This window comes from Hymenobacter nitidus (assembly GCF_020447315.1).
In the GTDB taxonomy this organism is placed as follows: Bacteria; Bacteroidota; Bacteroidia; order Cytophagales; family Hymenobacteraceae; genus Hymenobacter; species Hymenobacter nitidus.
This window is the reverse complement of record NZ_JAJADQ010000006.1, coordinates 21,608-40,570: the sequence shown is the minus strand read 5'-3', so window position 1 is coordinate 40,570 and position 18,963 is coordinate 21,608. Positions and strand designations below refer to the sequence as shown.

General features: G+C 60.7%; 21 protein-coding genes. 11 read left to right on the top strand and 10 right to left on the bottom strand.

Going from position 1 to position 18,963, the window contains the following annotated elements:
* Window positions 1–141 precede the first annotated feature (141 nt).
* Entirely contained in the window at window positions 142–1,455 is a 1,314-nt protein-coding gene (gene rimO / locus LGH70_RS12425; RefSeq protein WP_226186026.1) for a 30S ribosomal protein S12 methylthiotransferase RimO, read from the top strand.
* Window positions 1,456–1,493: 38 nt separating this feature from the next.
* On the opposite strand, the gene LGH70_RS12420 is transcribed toward rimO, so the two are convergent.
* Window positions 1,494–1,709 (bottom strand): hypothetical protein, encoded by a 216-nt coding sequence (locus LGH70_RS12420; protein WP_226186025.1) that lies wholly within the window; start codon window positions 1,707–1,709, stop codon window positions 1,494–1,496.
* A gap of 147 nt (window positions 1,710–1,856) precedes the next feature.
* Between LGH70_RS12420 and bshC the strand changes: the two genes are divergently transcribed.
* From bshC to LGH70_RS12400, 4 genes are all read left to right on the top strand, one after another.
* Entirely contained in the window at window positions 1,857–3,437 is a 1,581-nt protein-coding gene (gene bshC / locus LGH70_RS12415) for a bacillithiol biosynthesis cysteine-adding enzyme BshC (RefSeq protein WP_226186023.1), read from the top strand.
* Between the two features lie 65 nt (window positions 3,438–3,502).
* Window positions 3,503–4,447, top strand: coding sequence for a hypothetical protein (locus LGH70_RS12410; protein ID WP_226186021.1), 945 nt, complete (start codon window positions 3,503–3,505; stop codon window positions 4,445–4,447).
* Window positions 4,448–4,574: 127 nt separating this feature from the next.
* Complete coding sequence (locus LGH70_RS12405) at window positions 4,575–5,153, top strand: 5-formyltetrahydrofolate cyclo-ligase (RefSeq protein ID WP_226186019.1); 579 nt, start codon at window positions 4,575–4,577, stop codon at window positions 5,151–5,153.
* Between the two features lie 65 nt (window positions 5,154–5,218).
* Window positions 5,219–5,728, top strand: a complete 510-nt coding sequence (locus LGH70_RS12400) for an ExbD/TolR family protein (protein WP_226186017.1) — start codon at window positions 5,219–5,221, stop codon at window positions 5,726–5,728.
* Between the two features lie 15 nt (window positions 5,729–5,743).
* On the opposite strand, the gene LGH70_RS12395 is transcribed toward LGH70_RS12400, so the two are convergent.
* The 4 genes from LGH70_RS12395 to mnmC2 form a co-directional block, all read right to left on the bottom strand.
* The gene (locus LGH70_RS12395) at window positions 5,744–6,280 is read right to left on the bottom strand and encodes a GDYXXLXY domain-containing protein (RefSeq protein ID WP_226186015.1); all 537 of its coding nucleotides are present in this window, start codon (window positions 6,278–6,280) and stop codon (window positions 5,744–5,746) included.
* A 2-nt stretch (window positions 6,281–6,282) separates the two neighbouring features.
* Window positions 6,283–7,497, bottom strand: a complete 1,215-nt coding sequence (locus LGH70_RS12390; protein WP_226186014.1) for a DUF2157 domain-containing protein — start codon at window positions 7,495–7,497, stop codon at window positions 6,283–6,285.
* Between the two features lie 76 nt (window positions 7,498–7,573).
* Window positions 7,574–8,461 carry an archaemetzincin gene (locus LGH70_RS12385; protein WP_226186012.1) on the bottom strand — a complete coding sequence of 296 codons (888 nt, stop codon included), beginning with the start codon at window positions 8,459–8,461 and terminating at the stop codon, window positions 7,574–7,576.
* Between the two features lie 52 nt (window positions 8,462–8,513).
* Window positions 8,514–9,233, bottom strand: a complete 720-nt coding sequence (mnmC2, locus tag LGH70_RS12380) for a tRNA (5-methylaminomethyl-2-thiouridine)(34)-methyltransferase MnmC2 (protein WP_226186010.1) — start codon at window positions 9,231–9,233, stop codon at window positions 8,514–8,516.
* Between mnmC2 and LGH70_RS12375 the strand changes: the two genes are divergently transcribed.
* From LGH70_RS12375 to LGH70_RS12360, 4 genes are all read left to right on the top strand, one after another.
* Window positions 9,232–9,657: a thioesterase family protein gene (locus tag LGH70_RS12375; RefSeq protein WP_226186007.1), complete on the top strand. Its 426-nt coding sequence runs from the start codon at window positions 9,232–9,234 to the stop codon at window positions 9,655–9,657. The two genes, mnmC2 and LGH70_RS12375, sit on opposite strands and share 2 nt — an antisense overlap.
* A gap of 161 nt (window positions 9,658–9,818) precedes the next feature.
* The gene (rlmN, locus tag LGH70_RS12370; protein WP_431357424.1) at window positions 9,819–10,886 is read left to right on the top strand and encodes a dual-specificity RNA methyltransferase RlmN; all 1,068 of its coding nucleotides are present in this window, start codon (window positions 9,819–9,821) and stop codon (window positions 10,884–10,886) included.
* Between the two features lie 88 nt (window positions 10,887–10,974).
* Window positions 10,975–11,562, top strand: coding sequence for a DUF3575 domain-containing protein (locus LGH70_RS12365; RefSeq protein WP_226186003.1), 588 nt, complete (start codon window positions 10,975–10,977; stop codon window positions 11,560–11,562).
* 77 nt (window positions 11,563–11,639) lie between these two features.
* Complete coding sequence (locus LGH70_RS12360; protein ID WP_226186001.1) at window positions 11,640–12,215, top strand: DUF3575 domain-containing protein; 576 nt, start codon at window positions 11,640–11,642, stop codon at window positions 12,213–12,215.
* A gap of 79 nt (window positions 12,216–12,294) precedes the next feature.
* Here the strand turns inward: LGH70_RS12360 and LGH70_RS12355 are convergent, their stop codons facing one another.
* The 3 genes from LGH70_RS12355 to LGH70_RS12345 all read right to left on the bottom strand — a co-directional run bounded on the left by LGH70_RS12355 (window position 12,295) and on the right by LGH70_RS12345 (window position 14,824).
* Window positions 12,295–12,939, bottom strand: a complete 645-nt coding sequence (locus LGH70_RS12355; protein ID WP_226185999.1) for a spondin domain-containing protein — start codon at window positions 12,937–12,939, stop codon at window positions 12,295–12,297.
* A gap of 103 nt (window positions 12,940–13,042) precedes the next feature.
* Entirely contained in the window at window positions 13,043–13,744 is a 702-nt protein-coding gene (locus tag LGH70_RS12350) for a hypothetical protein (RefSeq protein WP_226185997.1), read from the bottom strand.
* A gap of 111 nt (window positions 13,745–13,855) precedes the next feature.
* Window positions 13,856–14,824 carry a YihY/virulence factor BrkB family protein gene (locus LGH70_RS12345; protein WP_226185995.1) on the bottom strand — a complete coding sequence of 323 codons (969 nt, stop codon included), beginning with the start codon at window positions 14,822–14,824 and terminating at the stop codon, window positions 13,856–13,858.
* A gap of 144 nt (window positions 14,825–14,968) precedes the next feature.
* On the opposite strand from LGH70_RS12345, the gene LGH70_RS12340 reads away from it, so the two are divergent.
* The gene (locus LGH70_RS12340) at window positions 14,969–15,805 is read left to right on the top strand and encodes a hypothetical protein (RefSeq protein WP_226185993.1); all 837 of its coding nucleotides are present in this window, start codon (window positions 14,969–14,971) and stop codon (window positions 15,803–15,805) included.
* Between the two features lies 1 nt (window position 15,806).
* Here the strand turns inward: LGH70_RS12340 and LGH70_RS12335 are convergent, their stop codons facing one another.
* Window positions 15,807–16,535: a DUF3891 family protein gene (locus LGH70_RS12335; RefSeq protein ID WP_226185992.1), complete on the bottom strand. Its 729-nt coding sequence runs from the start codon at window positions 16,533–16,535 to the stop codon at window positions 15,807–15,809.
* Between the two features lie 205 nt (window positions 16,536–16,740).
* On the opposite strand from LGH70_RS12335, the gene LGH70_RS12330 reads away from it, so the two are divergent.
* Complete coding sequence (locus LGH70_RS12330) at window positions 16,741–17,559, top strand: DUF475 domain-containing protein (protein ID WP_226185990.1); 819 nt, start codon at window positions 16,741–16,743, stop codon at window positions 17,557–17,559.
* Between the two features lie 225 nt (window positions 17,560–17,784).
* Here LGH70_RS12330 and LGH70_RS12325 read toward each other — a convergent pair whose 3' ends face one another.
* On the bottom strand, window positions 17,785–18,759 hold the full coding sequence (locus tag LGH70_RS12325) for an NAD-dependent epimerase/dehydratase family protein (RefSeq protein WP_226185988.1): 975 nt from the start codon (window positions 18,757–18,759) through the stop codon (window positions 17,785–17,787).
* Window positions 18,760–18,963 lie beyond the last annotated feature (204 nt).

Here is an 18,963-nt window from a genome sequence, read left to right as displayed (position 1 = left end):
CTGGCTGGGAAAAGGAACAAAGCGAGTAGGAAAAGGCGTTGGCTCCTGCGTACCTTTGCGGTCCGAAATTCGTCGTGGGTGCCAAGCGGGCAAGCTTCTCACTGTGAAGAAATTGCCCGCCTACCCGCTTATCTCATTCGCATGAAAGTAAGAAGCCAGCTGGCTAATAAAGTCAACGTCATTACCCTGGGCTGTTCCAAAAACCTCGTCGATTCGGAGGTGCTGATGGGCCAGCTGCAGGCCAACAATTTCCAGGTAACCCACGAGGCCAAGAAGAGCGACGCCAACATCGTGATTATCAACACCTGCGGCTTTATCGACAACGCCAAGCAGGAAAGCATCGACACCATCCTGCGCTACGCCGACGAGAAGGAAGCCGGTAAGCTGGACAAGCTCTACGTGACGGGCTGCCTCTCGCAGCGCTACAAGGACGAGCTGGAAGTGGAAATTCCGCAGGTAGACGCCTACTTCGGCACCCTGGAACTGCCCCAGCTGATGAAAACCCTGGAGGCCGACTACCGGCACGAGCTGGTGGGCGAGCGGCTCATTACCACCCCCCGGCACTACGCCTACTTCAAGATTGCCGAGGGCTGCAACCGGCCCTGCTCGTTCTGCGCCATCCCGCTGATGCGCGGCAAGCACGTGGACCGGCCCATCGAAGACCTGGTGAAGGAAGCCAAGCGCCTGGCCTCGATGGGGACCAAGGAGCTGATTCTCATTGCCCAGGACCTGACTTACTACGGCCTGGAAGCCTACGGGGAGCGGAAGCTGGCCGACCTGCTGCGCAACCTCTCCGACGTGAACGGCATCGACTGGATCCGGCTGCAGTACGCCTATCCGTCGCAGTTCCCGCTGGACGCGCTGGACGTAATGATGGAGCGCGACAACATCTGCAAGTACCTGGATATGCCCCTGCAGCATATCAGCGACAATATGCTCAAGACCATGCGCCGCGGCATCAGCAAGCGCCGCACGGTGGAGCTGGTGGATACCATCCGGCAGCGCGTGCCCGATATTGCGTTGCGCACCACGCTTATTGCTGGCCACCCCGGCGAAACCCAGCAGGATTTCGAGGAGCTCTACGACTTCGTGGAGAAAACCAAGTTTGAGCGCCTGGGCATCTTCACCTACTCGCACGAGGAAAATACCCACTCCCACTCCCTGGCCGACGACGTGCCCGCCGAGGTGAAGCAAAGCCGCGCCGACCAGATCATGGAGCTGCAGCAGGGTATTTCGATGGAGCTGAACGAGCAGAAAGTGGGCAACGTCTACAAAGTGCTGTTCGACCGCAAGGAAAGCGGCTACTTCGTGGGCCGCACCGAGTTCGACTCGCCCGAAGTCGACAACGAAGTGCTGGTGCCGGCCACGCCCGATACTTACGTGTCCATCGGCGGCTTTGCCAACGTGCAGATTACCGACGCCTCGGACTTCGACCTGTACGGCAAGCTGGTATAAGTACTTCGGCTACCCCGCTCAAGAAAAAAGCTGCCCGTTCAGGCAGCTTTTTTTCGTTTGGACCGGCGGCGGCGCTGGCCTTTGGTCCAGTAGAGCACCAGGCCGATAACGGGCTGAGTGAGTACGGTATGGAACCAGCGGCGCTTTTCCCACCGCCCCGGAAAGTAGCCTTTTTGAATGTACAGGAGCGTATAAATCCAGGGTAGGGGCACTACAATGAGCAGCCACAAACCCAGGAGCTGAAACAGATTCATGCGGACGTGGTTTGACCTCTATTCAAGACGGACGTAAAGCCTGGTCAACAGCAAAAAGTGCTGCCAGGTGCGGCCGGCAGGGCCGGAACTTGCCCCTTCCCTGTAATTTTTTTGCGGACCTTGCACCGCCAATTGTTCTCCTGCCTTATGCCTCTGCATCATCTTAGCTACGCCGCCACGGGTGCCTTCTCGTCCTTTCTTGCCGACTACATTGCGCAAAAGCCCGCCCTGCAGCCCTATTACCACCGGTTTCCGCAGCTGGAGGAATTTGCAGCCCAGATAGCCGAGAAGCAAGCTGCGTACTCGCCCGAGGCCCGGCAACGGCTGGTAGCAGCCCTGCAGGAGCAGTACCAGGGCCTAGGCGAGGTGCACCCGGCCGTGGCCGCCAATCTGGCGCTGCTGAGTAAGGACACGACCTTCACCGTCACCACCGGCCACCAACTCAACCTGCTCACCGGGCCGCTCTACTTTATCTATAAAATCGTCAGCACGCTTAAGCTGAGCCAGCAGCTGAAGGCCCGGTACCCGCAGTACGACTTCGTGCCGGTGTACTGGATGGCCACCGAAGACCACGACTTCGCCGAAATCAACCACTTCCACCTCTTTGGCAAAAAGCACGAGTGGCAGAGCGAGCAGGTGGGCGGCCCGGTGGGCCGGATGAAACTCGACGGCCTCGCGGCGCAGGTGCTCGACCAGCTGCCCGCCGACGTGCCGGGCGAGTTCCGGGAGGCCTACCAGGCCGGCGGTACCCTCACCGAGGCCACCCGCCGCCTGACGCACGCCCTGTTTGGTGAGTACGGCCTGGTGAGCATCGACGGCGACAGTACCGCGCTGAAGCAGGCCCTGGTGCCGGTGCTGGAGCGCGAAATCCGGGAGCAGGCGTCGAATACCGCCGTGCAGGCCACTAACACCCAACTCGAAGCCGCCGGCTACAAGCCCCAGATTTATTCCCGCCCCCTGAATCTGTTTTTCCTGACCAACCAAGGCAAGCGGGAGCGAATCGAACTGGACGGCGACTGTTATGCCGTGCGCAACACCGAGCTGTGCTACACCCAGGATGAGCTGCTGGAGCTGGCTCGCCGTCAGCCCGAGTGCTTCAGCCCCAATGTGGTGCTGCGGCCTTTGTACCAGGAAATGCTGCTGCCCAACCTCTGCTACATTGGCGGCGGGGCGGAAGTGGCCTACTGGTTTCAGCTTAAGCAAGTGTTCAGCGACAACCAAGTGCCCTTCCCGATGCTGCTGCTGCGCAACTCGGCCCTGTACCTGGGCAAGGCCAACGCGGGCAAGCTGCGCAAGCTGGGCCTCACGCCCGCCGACGTGTTCCGGCCCCTGCCCGAGCTTAAAAAGCAGGTGGGCGCCACCCTGGGGCAGGAAGAAATCAGTTTGAGCGAGCAGCAGCAGGCCATAGCCGCCGCCTTCAAGCAAATCACCGACCTGGCCCAGCGCCTCGACCCCACGCTGGTGAAAACCGTGGCCGCCGAAGCCCAGAAAACCGCCGGTGGCCTGGCCGGCCTGGAAAAGCGCCTGAGCAAGGCCGCCGAAGCCAAGCACGAAACGGCCTACTCTCAGCTTACGGCCGTGAAAGACAAGCTTTTCCCTAGCGGCGACCTGCAGGAGCGCGTCGACAACGTGCTGTCTATTCTGATCAACAACCCCGCATTCATCACCCAGCTGCTGGCGGCATTCGAGCCCCTGGCCCTGGAGTTTGCTATTGTGGAGGAAGAGTAGGCAGGGGGTAGCAGGCGAACTGAAAATACCACCCTATATTAGGCGCTATAACCTTTTAGCGCCGGATGCTTTCCTTCTTCTCCTCTCTTTTCTCTGCCAAGCCGGAAGAGCGCGACTTATCCTTTGGCCTGAAAGCCGAATACGGTATCGATGCCCTGGTTCGGCGGCAGCAGTGGGCGGCGGTGGAAGCTACGGCGCAGGCCTTGCCCGGCGATGCGCTTTCCCGGCTGCTCGATGGTATTTGCCTCTCGCACCAGCACCACGAGGAAGTAACCCGCTACGCCGTAGCCGCGGCCAGCGAGTTTGGGCACCTGCTGGCCGGGGCCTGGTACCTGTTTCTGGCCTGGGAAGCGCGCACCGGCAAGTGGGGCAATCAGCTTACCACGGCTGAGGTAGACGGCTTCGGGCATTACCTGAGCTTAGCCGAGCAAAGCCTGAACCGGCCCTTTGCCAACCCCGCGTTTGGGAGCGAAGCCCAGGCTCGGCTGGTGCGCGTGTGGATGGGATTCAGCGAGAAAGATAAGGCCCTCGACAGCTTCACCCACAGCACGGCCCTCGACGAAACCAAGTTTTGGGCCTACCACCACCTGTTCAAGGTACTGTCGGCGAAGTGGCTGGGTAGTAAGGACGAGCTGCGGGCGTTTGTTGATGCAGTCGAGCTGCCGGCCATGCGCTACGCCTTGCTGGCCATGTATCTGGTCGAGGTTTTCGATGATTTCGATACCGAAGATGCCCGCAGTGCCCAGCGGAAGTGGTACGCCGAAAACCGGGCAGGTGTGGCCCAGCTGCTGGCGTTGCCCGCCCTGCCCGTCAACTCTTCGCTGGTATCTGTGTATGCGAATAACAACCTGGCCTACCTCTGGCACCTGTTGGGCGAGCGGGAGAAGCGCGACCGGCTGCTCGATCAGCTTGGGAACCGGGTGCCCGTGTACCCGTGGGCCTATTTCGGGCTGGATTCGCCCAAGGCCATGCGGGCGTTTCGCAAAGGCGGCGCGCTGGCCCGGCCCTGAGGGCGCAGTTAGGCTGTGAAAGCAGCCCAACTGCAACTATTACGTATCTGTGCAGACCTACCAGCCCCAACAATACACCCCGTACCTTTTAATGCCCTCTGTTGCTTTATGTTAAATCTGTTGCTTTATGTTAAAAAGTGAACTGCGCCGGCAGATGCTCACCTGGCGCCGGGCCATGTCGGATCTGGAGCTGGTAGCGCGCAGCCAGCAGGTGGCCGCGCGCCTGTTCAAGGAAGCCTACCTGACCCGCCTGCAGACCGTGCACGTATTTCTGCCCATTCAGCGGCAGCGTGAGCTGGATACGTGGTGCATCATCCGCCGCTTCTGGCGCGATTTTCCGGCGGTGCGCGTGGTAGTGCCCGTGATGCAGGAAGACGGCCTCTCGCTGCGCCACTACCTGCTCACGCCCCACACCGAGCTGGCGGAAAACGCCTGGGACGTGCCCGAGCCCCTGAATGCCGAGGAAGTAGCTCCCGAGGAGCTGGATGCCGTGCTACTGCCCCTGCTGGCCTTTGATGAAGCCGGCAACCGCGTGGGCTACGGCAAAGGCTTCTACGACCGGTTTTTGCAGCAGTGCCGCCCCGACGTGCTGCTCATCGGCCTGTCTTTGGAAGAGCCTGTGCGGCACATTGCCGATGCCTGGGAAGGCGACGTGCGCCTGCACTGCTGCGTGACGCCCACCCGTGTGTGGCGCTTCGAGAAGTAGCGGCCCACAACAAACCACTAGAGCCGGCCGTTGCCTGAACGTCAGCTTTCTATACCTTACGTGCTATGGCCAACGTCCCAACCACTGCCCCGCGCTCCAGCCGCCGCAATTTCCGCCGCATTCTGCACCCGGATATGACGCCAATGGTGGGTCTGGGCTTTCTGCTGGTGACTTTCTTTCTGCTGGCCTCCGACTTTACCAAGACGACCGTATTGCAATTGACGATGCCGGTGAAAAGGGCTGAGGATAACGGGCCCCTTTGCAACCTGACGGATGTAATGACGATAGTGCTGGGCAAGCATGGCAAGGTTTGGTACTATCCTGGTTTGCTGAGAGAGGGAGAAAAGCCTGAAGTACGTATAACAGATTTTGCTTCCACTGGCCTCCGACAGGTGTTGCTGAAGCAAAAGCGTGAATCCGGTAAACTAACCGTGTTAATCAAGCCATCCGACGACGCCAAATACCAAGACATTGTAGATGCGCTGGATGAAATGAGCATCACCGACCAGTCTGGATTCGCTTTAGTAGATATAAGCAAAGCAGAAGAGGAAATTCTCAGGCAGCACGGCTTGTAGAATTTCACCTGCCACTTACCTCCCCACTTCTCCCACCTGCGTAATGCGGGCCTGACCCCAAGGCGCCACGCTCACGCGCACCAGCAGTGGCCGGCGCGTAGCCGACTTTTCCAGCCGTAGCCCCGTGTTTTCGGGCACGTAGTACCGCTCCAGATTGTAGCGCAGCCGGATACCCCGCCGCCAGCTGTCCGTCACCCAACCGCGCAGAATGGCCTGCTCGGGAGCGGCGGCCGGCTCGGTAGCATACACGCCGGCGGCTTCATACACGCCATTAGCCGGTTGCAGAAGTACGTACACCGGCTGGGCTTTTTTTGGGGCTTCGGACCCATGCCAGAGCTCGGGCTTCACCTGACTGATGCTGTAGTTCAGGCGCACGTAGTCGCCGTAGAGCAGGTCGCGCGGGTCGACGGGGGTGGTGCGCAGCACAATGGTGCGGCCCAGCGCGGTGGTGGCATAGCCGGCCCCGGCCACGGCCAGGATAAAGAGCATCTGGGCCGCTATGGCCAGGCCCAGCAGGCGGCGGCGGGTAAAGAAAGTGGGAAACGTATCCATGATTATTTGGGCTGCTTAGCGGATAAGGCCTGCACATTGCGCCGCCGCAGATACCAGCTCAGCCCCAGCAGCAAGGCCCCGCCCAGCAGGAAAAACAGCGACTTGTCCATAAAGGCCCAGGTCAGCTTGAAGTACGCTACCATCGTGGTCAGAATAAACAGCACGGTACCCAGCGTGACGCGGTCGGCGTTATTCTCTTGGTGGGCCCGCCACAGCACCGAGCCCGAGTAGGCGTAGAGCACCACCAGCGTGGCTATGGCCAGAGCCAGACCGCCGTGCAAATAGAATCCCGGCAGCAGCAGCAGCCAGTCGGTGGCGCTGCCCAAGCGCCCGCGCCGGTACTTGCCCGCCAAAGAAAGGCCCAGCACCAGCAGCAGAGCCCCGATATAGGCCAGAAACGGTGGCCGTAGCATGCCGGCGTAGGTATCGGCCTCGCCGTAGAGCGCCAGCCCCAGCGTGAACAGGAAAGCCGCGGCAATAGGCGGCGTTTGCAGGCCGCGCGCCGCGGGCCGGTCGGCTTGCCAGTCGCCGGCGGCATAAATCAGCATAGCCGGAATAAAGAACCAGGTGATTTTGGCGTGCAGGTGCCCCACCAGCAACCCCGCCTGCCAGAGCAGACCGGTAGCCAGCACCGTGCCCAGCAACCCATCGGGCCGGCGCCACCAGTAGTAGCCTAGCCCCCACACCGTGAGGGCCGCCGTGAAGTAGCTGAAGCCGCCGAGCTGCCCGGTGCTATAGCCCTGCACAATGCCCCCGATGCAGGCCGTCAGGATGAAAATGCTGCGGCTGCGGTAGAGGTAGGTGAGGGCCGTGCCGGCCAGCACCCAGGCCAGCAGCCCGGTGGCGTCGTAGCCGATGAGCTGGTACATCTGGCTGGTCAGGATGATGCCGCAGCCAAACAGAATCAGCCCCAGCCCAATCAGGCCCATGCCCAGGGACTCATTGCGGCGGCGCAGGAAATATTCGCCCCCGGCGTAGGCCCCGCCCATGCTGCCCAGCAGCAACAGCAGCCGTAGCCACTCGGGCAAGCCCTGCCAGTTGGCCGCCACCACGCTCAGCGCGCTCAGGCCCAGCAGCAGGCTGCCCAGCAGGGGCAGCAGGCCCACCACGCGCTCCTCGTGCGGGTAGAGGGCCAGTAGCTGCTCCTGCTGCTCCGGCGTGATAATGCCCTTGCGCACCCACTCGGGGCTTTCGGTTTCAAGCAGCTTTCGACTCATAGGTGGGGTACTTACGCAGAAAAGGGGGCTGAAGGCCGTTGTTACGAAGGCAGAAGAAATCCGGCAAAAGAAACACCTAGGGTAATTTCCGCAGGTCCCGGTTGGCCAGCGCATAGTCACGCTGCAGCTCGTGCTTGCTGAAGAAGACGGCCAGCTCCCGCAGGCGCTGGGTAGTATCGTACTGAAAATTCCAGGAAAGCTTCCGCTGGCACTCCGAGCAGAGGCGGTTGGGCGCGGCATCGGTTTCGGGCAGACTATTGGTGCCGTTCATGGCGCAGCGGGCGTAGGTGCAATGGCGCAGGGAAAACATATGGCCGATTTCGTGCGACGAAATGCTGATAAGCCGCGTCAGGCAGCGGATGTAGTTGTCGGCCGTGAGAGTTTGATCCTGCAGCCGGTAGATGGACGTAACGCCCACCCGGTGGGGGTAGGAAGCCAGTCCGAACACGTAGTTCCAGTCGGGCTTCGGATACAGGTCCTTAGCGCTGATGGCCATGAGGGCTAGCCCCGTTTCAGGCAGGCGGGCTTTCAGATAATTGTCGAGCAGATAGGGTGCCAACAGCTGCTCGTGGCCCTGCTGCCGGCGGCGGGCGGAACGTGGGACCAGCGTATCGGCCACGGCGGGCAGGAGCACCACCGGCTGCTGGTAGAAAATGCGCAGGTACTGCTGCGTGGCTTGCAGGGCCTTGCGCTGCAGGGCCGTGAACCGGCCCACCGGCTGCAGAAAAACGGTGCGCCGGAGCGAATCGGGGCGGATGGGAGCAAGCCGCTGGTAGGCAGCCAGGTTCTGCCCGGGCTCCTTGTGCTCGTACAGCCACTCGCCCGGGCGGGGCCGTTTCAGGGGCACGTCGTTTTCCTGTATGGCCTCAAAGTAGGCCTGCTCCTGCGGCGAAACCGGCTCGGAGGCAAAATTTCCCGCGCAGGAAAAGAGCAGCGCAAGCAGGGTGGTGAGTGGATACGTCATGATACCCAACCGGAGGCATTGCCGCTATATTGTTTCATATCAGGTATATACCTTATTCCTCCTTGCGGGCCCGGGTCATTTCGCGCTTGCCGGGCGGACCGGGCAGCTTTTCTACCAGCCAGCCCGCGGCTTTCAGGCTGCGACGGAAGCTGCCTTTGGCGCAGTAGCTCACCAGCACGCCACCGGGCGCGGTGGCCTGGTAGAGCTGCTCAAATACGGCTTCCGTCCACATATCGGGCTGCTTGTCGGGGGCAAAAGCATCGAAATATACCACGTCGTAATGGCCTGGGGGCAGGGCCGTGGTTTGCAGGGCCGCGTGCAGCTTGCGCAGCACAAAGCGCGGCGTTATGGCTACAGCTGTTTCCCAGGCGCTGGCGTGTAGCTGCCCGTGGTAGGCCAGCAGCTCGGGATTCAGCACGTAGCGCTCCACGCCCAGGCTTTGGATGACAGTGGGCGGCAGCGGGTATTTCTCCAGCGTATCATATTCAATCACCGGACTGCCGGCCAGGCTGCGCTGCAACGTCAGCAGGGCGTTCAGGCCGGTGCCAAAGCCGATTTCCAGCACCCGCACTGGGCCACTGCCGCTGAGCCGGGGCTCCAGGCCGGCGCCGAGGTACACGTGCTGGGCCTCGCGCAGGGCCCCGTGTGTGGAGTGGTAGTGTTCATCCAGGGCGGGCACGTACAGGGTGCTCGCCCCATCTTCTGTGGTGCGAACCTCTACTTTTACGCCGCCTTCGGTTTCGTAGTGCATACCTTCAGTGTCTGACAACATGGCCCGCGTAAAAGTAGCGTTACCCGACGCATATTCGCTCACCGTCCAACTTCCCGTCCGCATTACCGACCTGAACTACGGCGGCCACCTGGGCAACGACTCCCTGCTCAGCCTGCTGCACGAAGCCCGCGTGCAATTCCTGCACCACCTGGGCCTCAGTGAAGTGGATGCCGAAACCAGGCAGGGAACCATCATGGCCGACGTGGCCATCGAGTACAAAGGCGAGGCCTTTTACGGCGACGTGCTACAGGTGCAAATGGCGGCCGCCGACCTGAGTAAATACGGCTTCGACGTGGTGTACTGGGTGAAAAACCAGAACGGTAAAGAAATTGCCCGCGCCAAAACCGGCATGCTGCTCTTCGACTACAACACCCGCAAGCTGCGCTCCTTACCGCCCGAAGTAGCCCAGCGTTTACTGAAATAAGCCCGCGTCCCTGCTTCGCGCCTCGCAAGGACACATGGTTAGCTCATTTAGCAGTAGCACCGTAAATTCCTGGCACTTTTTTCAGGTTCAGTCGGTTAGGCAATGTTCTACTACTGGAAGCGCACATCTTCGGCTTCCTCTATCGTATCTTTGCCGCTATGATGATTGACCTGCCTGTTGTTTCCAAGCGCGACATTCGCAAACTCACCCCCGACGAGCTCAAGGCCTTTATGGTGGAGCACGGCGAGAAGCCTTTCCGCGCCAAGCAGGTGCTGGAATGGCTGTGGAAGAACACCGCGGCCTCGTTCGAGGAAATGAACAACATTTCCCTGGCCACGCGCGAACTGCTAGCTAAGCACTTCGTTATCAACGGCGTAACGGTCCAGAATCAGCAGCTCAGCAACGACGGCACCATCAAGTCGGCGTTCCGCCTCTACGATGGCAACATCGTGGAGGGCGTGCTCATTCCGCACGACACGCGCATGACGGCCTGCATCAGCTCGCAGGTGGGCTGCTCGCTCACGTGTAAGTTTTGCGCCACGGGCTATATGGAGCGCAAGCGCAACCTCGACGCGGCCGAAATCTACGACCAGGTGGTGCGCATCCGGGAGCAGTGCGAGGCCCAGTACGGCACGCCGCTCACCAACATCGTGTACATGGGCATGGGTGAGCCCCTGCTCAATTACGCCAACGTGGTCAAAAGCGTGGAGCGCATCACCGCCCCCGACGGCCTGAACATGGCCCCGCGCCGCATCACCATCAGCACCGCCGGTATTGCCAAGATGATCAAGAAGCTGGCCGACGACGACGTGAAAGCCAATCTGGCTTTGTCGCTGCACGCGCCCAATGATACCAAGCGCAACGAGATTATGCCCATCAACGAGGCCAATTCCCTGGCCGCGCTGAAGGAGGCGCTGCAGTACTACCACCAGAAAACCGGCCGCAAAGTCACCTACGAGTACATCGTGTTCGAGAACTTCAACGACACGCTGGAGGACGCGGCCGAACTGTACACCATCAGCAAGTGGCTGCCCTGCAAGGTGAACCTGATTGAGTACAACCCCATCGAAAACGCCAGTTATCAGAACGCCGAAGCCGACAAAATCACGGCCTTCCACAAGTACCTGGCCGACCGCGGCGTGCAAACTAACATCCGCCGCTCGCGGGGCAAGGACATCGACGCGGCCTGCGGACAGCTGGCAGTAAAGGAAAAAGCCGAGCTGGCGTAGGTTATGGCGGCGCGGTGGCTGAAGCCGCCGCGCCGTTAAATTATCGGTGGCGCATAGTATCCGGTGGTATATTCGCGTTTAGCGAATTATGAAAGGTATATACTTCCTGGCCGGGGCACTGCTCACGGCATCGGGCGCTCAGGCGCAGAATAACGTGGTGAAGCTGGATATTCTGCAGCCCATCACCAACACCCTGGCGTTATCGTTCGAGCATAAGCTCAGCGAAGCCAGCAGCTTCCAGGTGGGGGTGTATCTGACGTCGAACTACACGGAGGACAACAACTTTTTCAACAGTGCCTCCTACACCGCCGAAACATCGGGTATCGGGCTGCTGCCGGAGTACCGGCTGTATTTGTCGGAGAAAACGCCCGCACTAGTAGGCTTCTACGTAGCCCCGTTTCTGCGCTACCAGTACCTGAGCCGCAAGGTGTCGGATGTGCCGGCTGGCCAGCCTAACGCCGATGCTACGCTCAACGCCTTTGGCGGCGGCCTCACGGTAGGGCGGCACTGGATTTTCAAGCAGCGCTTTTCCCTCGATGCTTTTGTGGGCCCATCCTACATGGTTTCCTCTGTAGAGTCGGATGACCCGGAAATAGGCCGGGACGATTTTCTGGGCTTTTACGAGAATGCCAACTACGGTCTGCGGGGCGGCATCACCTTCGGTATTGCATTTTAAAGCCGGGGTATAATCCGTAGCTTACACGGTTATTTGCTTTTCACGCCGCCCTGTGGCTGTCTTATTCTTCTTTTTATATGAAAAAACTGTTACTCGCCGCTGCCATCGTAGCTGGCAGCTCCTCGTCGGCGCTAGCGCAAAGCAACGTCGTCAAAGTCAACATTATCAGCCCGCTGGTCAAAACCGGGTCGTTTTTCTTCGAGCATAAGCTCAACGACAACAGCAGCGTCCAGCTCGGGGCCCTGGTTACCAGCTGGAAAATAGAGGATACGCGCTTCTCCGGCTTTGCCATTACCCCAGAATACCGGTTCTACCTGTCGGAAAAGAATCCGGCGCCGAATGGGTTCTACGTAGGGCCGTTTCTGCGCTACCAGAACCTGACGGTTACCGACAAGTTCACGTACGGGGACACCAACGGCAGCATGCAGACCGAAGAGGTCGAAGCCAAGCTCAACACCATCGGCGGCGGCGTAGTAGTGGGCCGGCAGTGGATTTTCAAGGAGCGTTTCGCCCTCGACATCTTTCTGGGGCCTTCCTACAACACCGGTGACCTGAAGGTGCAAACTACTGGCACCGACCCGGAAACCTTCGACGCCGACACTTTCCTGGGCTTCGGCATTCGCACCGGCATTACCTTCGGTATAGCCTTCTAACCGGCCGTTTCATATCAGTGCAAAAAGGCCCCTTTCCGCCGGAAAGGGGCCTTTCTTATGCCTGCAACTCCGCGAAATGCTAGTTGATTCTTTCCAGCCGGAAGTAGCCCACGGGCGGCAGCGCGGTCTGCACAACGCGTAGGGCTTCAGGCGGGCTGGTGGGCTGGTCGGCCGCCGTGTAGGAGCCTCCGCTGTCGGTGCCCGCGTCGTAGAACACGGCCGGCACCCGGCGGCTGATAGCCCAGGTCTGGCCGTTTTCCAGCAGTTCTTCCCCATCCAGGGCGGCAAACCAATCGGGGCTGGGCGCTATCATCGTCACCACCGACAGGGCCGGGTGGGCAGTGCTCAGGCGAATCGTGTCGGTGAGGGTGCCGGGTGAGGCCGTGGCCGAGCGGCCATCGAGCAGCCGCAAGGCTTTGCCCTGGCCGATCAGGCCGTTGATTTCAGCGCGTAACGCGGTGTTATTGCCCAGCTCAGCCATGTTCTTGATGCCGGTGCCGGCCAGTGAGCCAACCCGGAACAGCCTGAACTGAGCCGGGTGCGACGCGCCCATCAGGGGCGAAAAATGGGCGCCGGCCGGGTAGCTGCCCGGGTGCGTAGTTGCGCTCCAGGTAGCTTCGAACGTGACGCGGTAGAGGGCCGTGGCCGCCGGCGTCGGTGGCGGGGGCAGCTCATCGTCGATGATGCGGCTGCAGGCCGTGACGCTGGCAACGGCCAGAAACATAAGGAAAAGTTGCCGCGCCATCGTTCCGGGAGTTTGAAGTAGAGTACTAACGCAACGACGGGCCTAGGCGGTTTGGTATGGCACGCCAACCCGACCAGGCCGGCTATTGGCGTTTCAGGAGCTCGTCGATGCCGAAGCGCATCATATACATGGGGCACTGCTGGGTGATAAGCAGCGCTATCTTTTGGCCCATGGCAGAGGTAACTTTGCTGCTTTTCATGTTGTCGAGGCCGTAAAAGTTGGCCAGCGGCTCCATGTTCTTGAGCATACCGCCCTGCATCACCTGCATAAATACCTCCTGCCGCTCCTGGGGCGTGCGGCTGGCCATGGGGCGGGCTGCGTTTTCAGTGTCGAGCCGCTGGCAGATATCGGCACTAACCAGTGTCAATACCGGTTTTTCGGCTTCGCTGATAGCTATTTTGGCGCCCAGGCTTTGACTGACGATGCTGAGCATAAGCTGCTGGCCGGCCGGACAGGTTTCGATGAGCTGCATCACAATGCTGCTGCCCAGCTTCTGGCCTACTTTGCGCGGCGCACTGACTTTATTGTCACTCATCAGAGTGTTGAGTTCTTCGGCGTGGACCAGCATACTACTTTCCGTAATGCTGGCCAGCAAGCCTTCTGCTTCCTGCGGCAACAAGGCCCGGCTCTGGGTTTCGGCCTGCAGCTTTTCACACATCGTACCGGCTACCTTCTGAATAAAATGGTGCTGGCCGCGTAGGGAATCGCCGGCCAGGGGCGTGGCAGCCCAGGTAGCGGTGTGCAAAGCCAGGCCGCTTACTAGCAAAACAATAATACGTTTCATATTGGCCGAAAAGTACGACGAATAATCCGGGGCCTACGCTTCGAATTTGCCAAAAAAAGAAGCCGCGGGGCCGCGGCTTCTTCGAAATAGAACCAAAGTGAACGGGGCGGGCTAGGCCCGGAACCGGCCCGTGGAACGGGGGCGGCCCGTGCTGATTTCCTCATTGGTTTCACCCTCGGGCACCTCGCGCGTTTCGATGCGCACGGCGTGGGCCTTGGGCTGCACTTTCTGGCCGAAGGCATCGGCAAACTCCTGGGTGAACTCAGCGCCGAAGAAAATGATGAGCGACGAGTAGTTTACCCACAGCAGCAGCACGATGGCCGAGCCTGCCGCCCCAAAGGCCGAGCCCGGATTCGACTTGGCGATGTAGAAGGCAATCAGGTATTTACCGAGTAAGAACAGCAGTGAGGTAATGACGGCCCCGATGCCCACGTCGCGCCAGCGGATGATGGCGTCGGGCAGGTAGCGGTAAATCAGGGCAAACAGCAGGGAGGTAATGAAGAGGGACAGCACGAAGTCGACGAGGTGAATCACGACGACGGCCACTTCGGGAAACCAGGCCTGGAGCTGGTCGGTGAAGACGCTAAGCATGGCGCTGATGACGAAGGAGATGAGCAGCAGCAGGGCCACGCTCAGAATCAGGCCGAAGGACAGCAGCCGGTCGCGCACAAACTGCCAGATGCCGTTGCGGGGCTTGACCTTCAGGTTCCAGATGTCGTTGATGCTTTCCTGCAGGGTCACGAAGAAGGTGGTGGCCGCGAAAATCAGCGTGCCGATACCGATGATGGACGCCACACCGCCTTTTTGCTGCTTGGTAAATTCGGCAATGGAATCCTGCAGGAACTTGGCCGAGTCGGCGCCCAGAAAGCCGCGCATCTGCCCGTAGATCTGGCCCGTTACGGCTTCGGCCCCATACACCGAGCTGGCTACCGTGATGACGATAAGCAGCAGGGGCGGCAGGGAGAAGACGGTGTAGTACGACAGCGCCGCCGCGTGCCGGAACGAGTTGTTGACCATGAACTCGCTGGCCGTGGTTTTCAGAGTGCTGACAACGTCAGAGAAGGTGTATTGCGTGGCCATAAGGCTAGAAAGAATAGAACAAGGAATAGCACTACGTACGGGCCCAGGGCCCCTGCGTTTGGTTGAGCTGGCCAAAACCATCCTGTCCGCGTACAGTTGCTAGCTTTGCTGACCCTCCAACTGTCCCGTTTCTTTCCCCGCGCTATGCCAATTTCCCGTGTACTTCTGCCTAGCCTGCCCGTGGCCGGGCTGGCCCTGCTGCTGCTGGCTCCCAGCGGCTGCCGCTCTTCCAAACCCGCCGCCACCGGTGGCCGTGCGGCTACCAGCCAAGTGGTGGCGTATCCGGCCGCGGCGGGCTTCGACCAGGCCGGCTCCGATGCCCGCGCCCTGGCCTGGGCCGATACCGTGATGCGGCAAATGGGCGGCTACGAGGCCTGGCAGCAGACGCGCCTGCTGGGCTGGGACTTCCTCGACGGCTCCTACCAGCTTTGGGACAAGCAAACCGGCGACTTCCGCTGGCAGAAGGATACGCTGGTGGCCGTGTATAACCTCTCCACCAAGCAGGGCCGCACCTACAGCAAGGGCCAGGATATTTCGACCACCGAGAAGGGGAAAAAGCTGCTGGACCGCATGTACCCGATTTGGGTAAATAACTCCTGGTGGCTGCTGATGCCCTTTAAACTGAAGGATTCAGGCGTGACGCTGACCTACAAAGGCCCGGGCCAGCTCATGGACGGCACGCCGGCTGAGGTGCTGAACATGACCTTCAAAAACGTGGGCGTGACGCCCGACAACAAGTACGAAGTCTACATCAGCCCCCGCACCAAGCTGGTGGAAGAGTGGGCCTACTTTCCCAAAGCCACCGACGCCCAGCCCGCCTTTCGCCGCCGCTGGAGCGAGTACCGCCAGTACGGCCCCCTGCAGCTGGCCGCCGACCGCACCGACGGCAAAGATGGTCGCCGCCTCAATCATATTACGGCCCGCACCACTGTGCCCGCCAACGTGATGCAGAACCCGGCCCCGATTGCGCGGCTGGAATAACTTACCGGACGAATTCCCAGCGCAGCGTCACGACGGGGGCGTCGCGAATGGCCTGGCTCAGCTCGGCGTCGTCTTTGAACTGGAGCTGACTTAGCTGGCAGGCTTCCACGCTCACGCTGAAGGAGCGGGCTGCAAACGGCCAGGGCGTCACCCGGAGCGGCCCATCCGCGCCGGGCTGGGCTACTTCGTGGCGCTGCCCGTCGGGCCCGGTGCTGATTTCAAGGTGGCGGCCCATTTCGGGCAGCTCCTGGCGGCACAGAATCAGGCTGAGCCGGTCGCACCACTGCATCAGGTCGTAGGCCTGCTGGGCTTCGGGCTTGGTGACGTGCAGGCGGCGGCGCCACTGCTGCTGGGTGGCTTTTTGCTCATCCAGAAAAGCATCTATTTCCGGCTGCTGGCCGCGCAGGCTTTCGTAGAGAAAGCTCAGGTGCATGCTGGTCAGCAGGCTACGCCACTGGCCCTGGAAGCGGGCGGCCCGCAGCACGCCGGTCGCCTGGGCCAGGGAGAATTCCTTCATCGTGAAGTTGGCCGGCGCCCCGGCCGGCGTCAGGCCGTAGTGCCCGTCCCAGTGCTCCTGCTCGTCGTCGTGCTGGGCAATGGCGGCCAGTAGCCCCACCCAGCGGTCGGCGGGACCAAAAGGCTGCCACTGCCAGGCCAGCTGGGCCGCCAGCAGGGCGTGGGCTTGCTGGTAGATGATCTGCCAGCCGTCGGGAGTCAGGTTTACAATCATAAGGAAGCGGGCCCGCGAAAAGCCGAGCTGCTTCTCTTACGCCCGGGCGCCGCCGGAGTTAGGCTCCGGGGCCCGCCGAAGCAGCTAAGGCGGACCGAAAATTTTACCTTGCGCAAACTTTTGCCGGTTGGCGCGTGTGTCTGCTTCCAACCAGGCCGCTGGCTGTTCCCGTACCAAGCGGCGGCCGGTCTACTACTTACGTTGTATGAATCCACACCTTCAGCAAATCCTCGATAACCCTCTGGCGGCGCTGGCCATCGTGGGCAACCTAATTATCATTGAAAGCCTGCTCTCGGTAGACAATGCCGCGGTGCTGGCCACCATGGTCGGCGACCTGCCCAAGGAGCAGCGCCAGAAGGCCCTGCGCTACGGCATCATCGGGGCCTACGTGTTCCGGGGCCTCTGCATCCTGTTTGCCTCCTACCTGATTGAGTTCTGGTTTCTCAAGCCCCTGGGCGGCCTCTACCTGCTCTACCTGGCCTACGCCCAGTTCAAGCCCCGCCGCTCGTCGTCGGATGAAAATGGCGACGAAATCGACAAAGAGAAAAGCTGGCTCTACAAGCGCACGTTGGGGCTATTCGGCCATTTCTGGGCCACCGTAGCCCTTATCGAGCTCATGGACCTGGCCTTCAGTATCGACAACGTGTTTGCCGTCGTGGCCTTCACCGACAACCTGATTCTGATCTGTTTGGGCGTGTTTATCGGGATTCTGGCCATGCGGCTGGTAGCCCAGGCCTTCGTGCTGCTCATGGCCAAGTACCCGTTTCTGGAAACGGCCGCCTTCCTCGTTATCGGCATTCTGGGCCTGAAGCTGATGCTGAGCCTGGTGGAGCACTACTTCCCGACGCATCCCTTCAGCGTGTTTCTGGGCAGCCACGGCGCCGACGTAGGCCTGACGCTCATAACCGTAGGCTGCTTCGCGGTGCCGATGCTCACCTCCTGGCTGTTCAACGTGCCCCGCCACACGGTGATGCCCAAAATGCCCCAGCGCAAGCCCGACGCCGAGAAGCAAAAGGTGGGATAGAGCAAGTTATTCAGCCGCTTTTGTTCGTCTGTTATCCTAGATCTGACGTCCGCTTTGCGAAGGACCTTCCTCACCTGAGTGGTAAGGATTATACCAATGTAAAAAGCCCTTTTCCAGCGGATAGAAAGGGGCTTTTTACATTTATGAAACTTCCGTGGGGTAGGGGAGGAAGGTCCTTCGCAGGCTCAGGATGACAGCCGATTGTTTTAACAGCCAAAAAAGAAGTTACACCGACAGCGCCACCTGCTGCTTCAGGTTCACCAGCATATCCTGGGTCATCTTGTCCAGGTCGAAGTCGGGCTGCCAGCCCCAGTCCTGGCGGGCGCGGCTGTCGTCGATGCTGGCGGGCCAGGAGTCGGCAATCTGCTGGCGCGAATCGGGCTGGTAGGTTACCCGGAAATCGGGCTGGTGGCGCTGGATGCTGGCCGTAATTTCGCGGGGGCTGAAGCTCATAGCCCCCAGGTTGTAGCTGCTGCGAATCTTGATCTGCTCGGCTGGGGCGTGCATGAGGTCCAAGGTAGCTTTCAGCGCGTCGGGCATGTACATCATCGGCAGGTAGGTGTCCTCGGAGAGGAAGCATTCGTAGCTCTGGCCGGCCACGGCTTTGTGGTAGATGTCGACGGCGTAGTCGGTGGTGCCGCCGCCGGGCAGGCTCTTGTAGCCGATCAGGCCGGGGTAGCGCAGGCTACGCACATCCAGGCCGTGCTTCTTGAAGTACCACTCGCACCACTGCTCCCCGGCCAGCTTGCTGATGCCGTAGATGGTGTTGGGGTTCATGATGGTGAGCTGGGGCGTATTCTCCCGGGGCGTATCGGGCCCGAACACGGCAATGGACGAGGGCCAGTACACCTGCTGCACCCCCAGGTCCACGCTGGCATCGAGCACATTGAACAGGCCGTCCATGTTCAGCTGCCAGCCAAACTTAGGGTTTTTCTCGGCCGTGGCCGACAGCAACGCTGCCAGGTGATACACCTGCTTGGGCTTGTACTGGCGCATCACTTCCTCCAGGCGGTTTTTGTCCAGCACGTCGAGCAGCTCAAACGGGCCGGATTCCTGCGTCGCGGCATCTTTGGGAGCCCGCACATCGGCGGCCACCACGTGGGAGGCGCCGTAGCGCTGGCGCAGTTCGTGGGTGAGTTCGAGGCCAAGCTGGCCGCCGGCACCGATGACGAGGATAGTGTCGCTGGGAGTAGACTGCATGATGAGCGTTGAGGGAAGAGAGGGTGGGAGGGGACTACAAAGATACCGCACAGACGCGGTTTCTGCGGTGCGGCTGCCGCTGCCCGGTTGGTACGTAAGGCGCTACGGTCGGGGTTAGGTGGCTAAGTGGTTCGGGGCTAACCTATTGCTGGGCTGGTACAGGATTTTGCCTTCAGCACAACCGTGGCCGCAGAATCCGGCTCT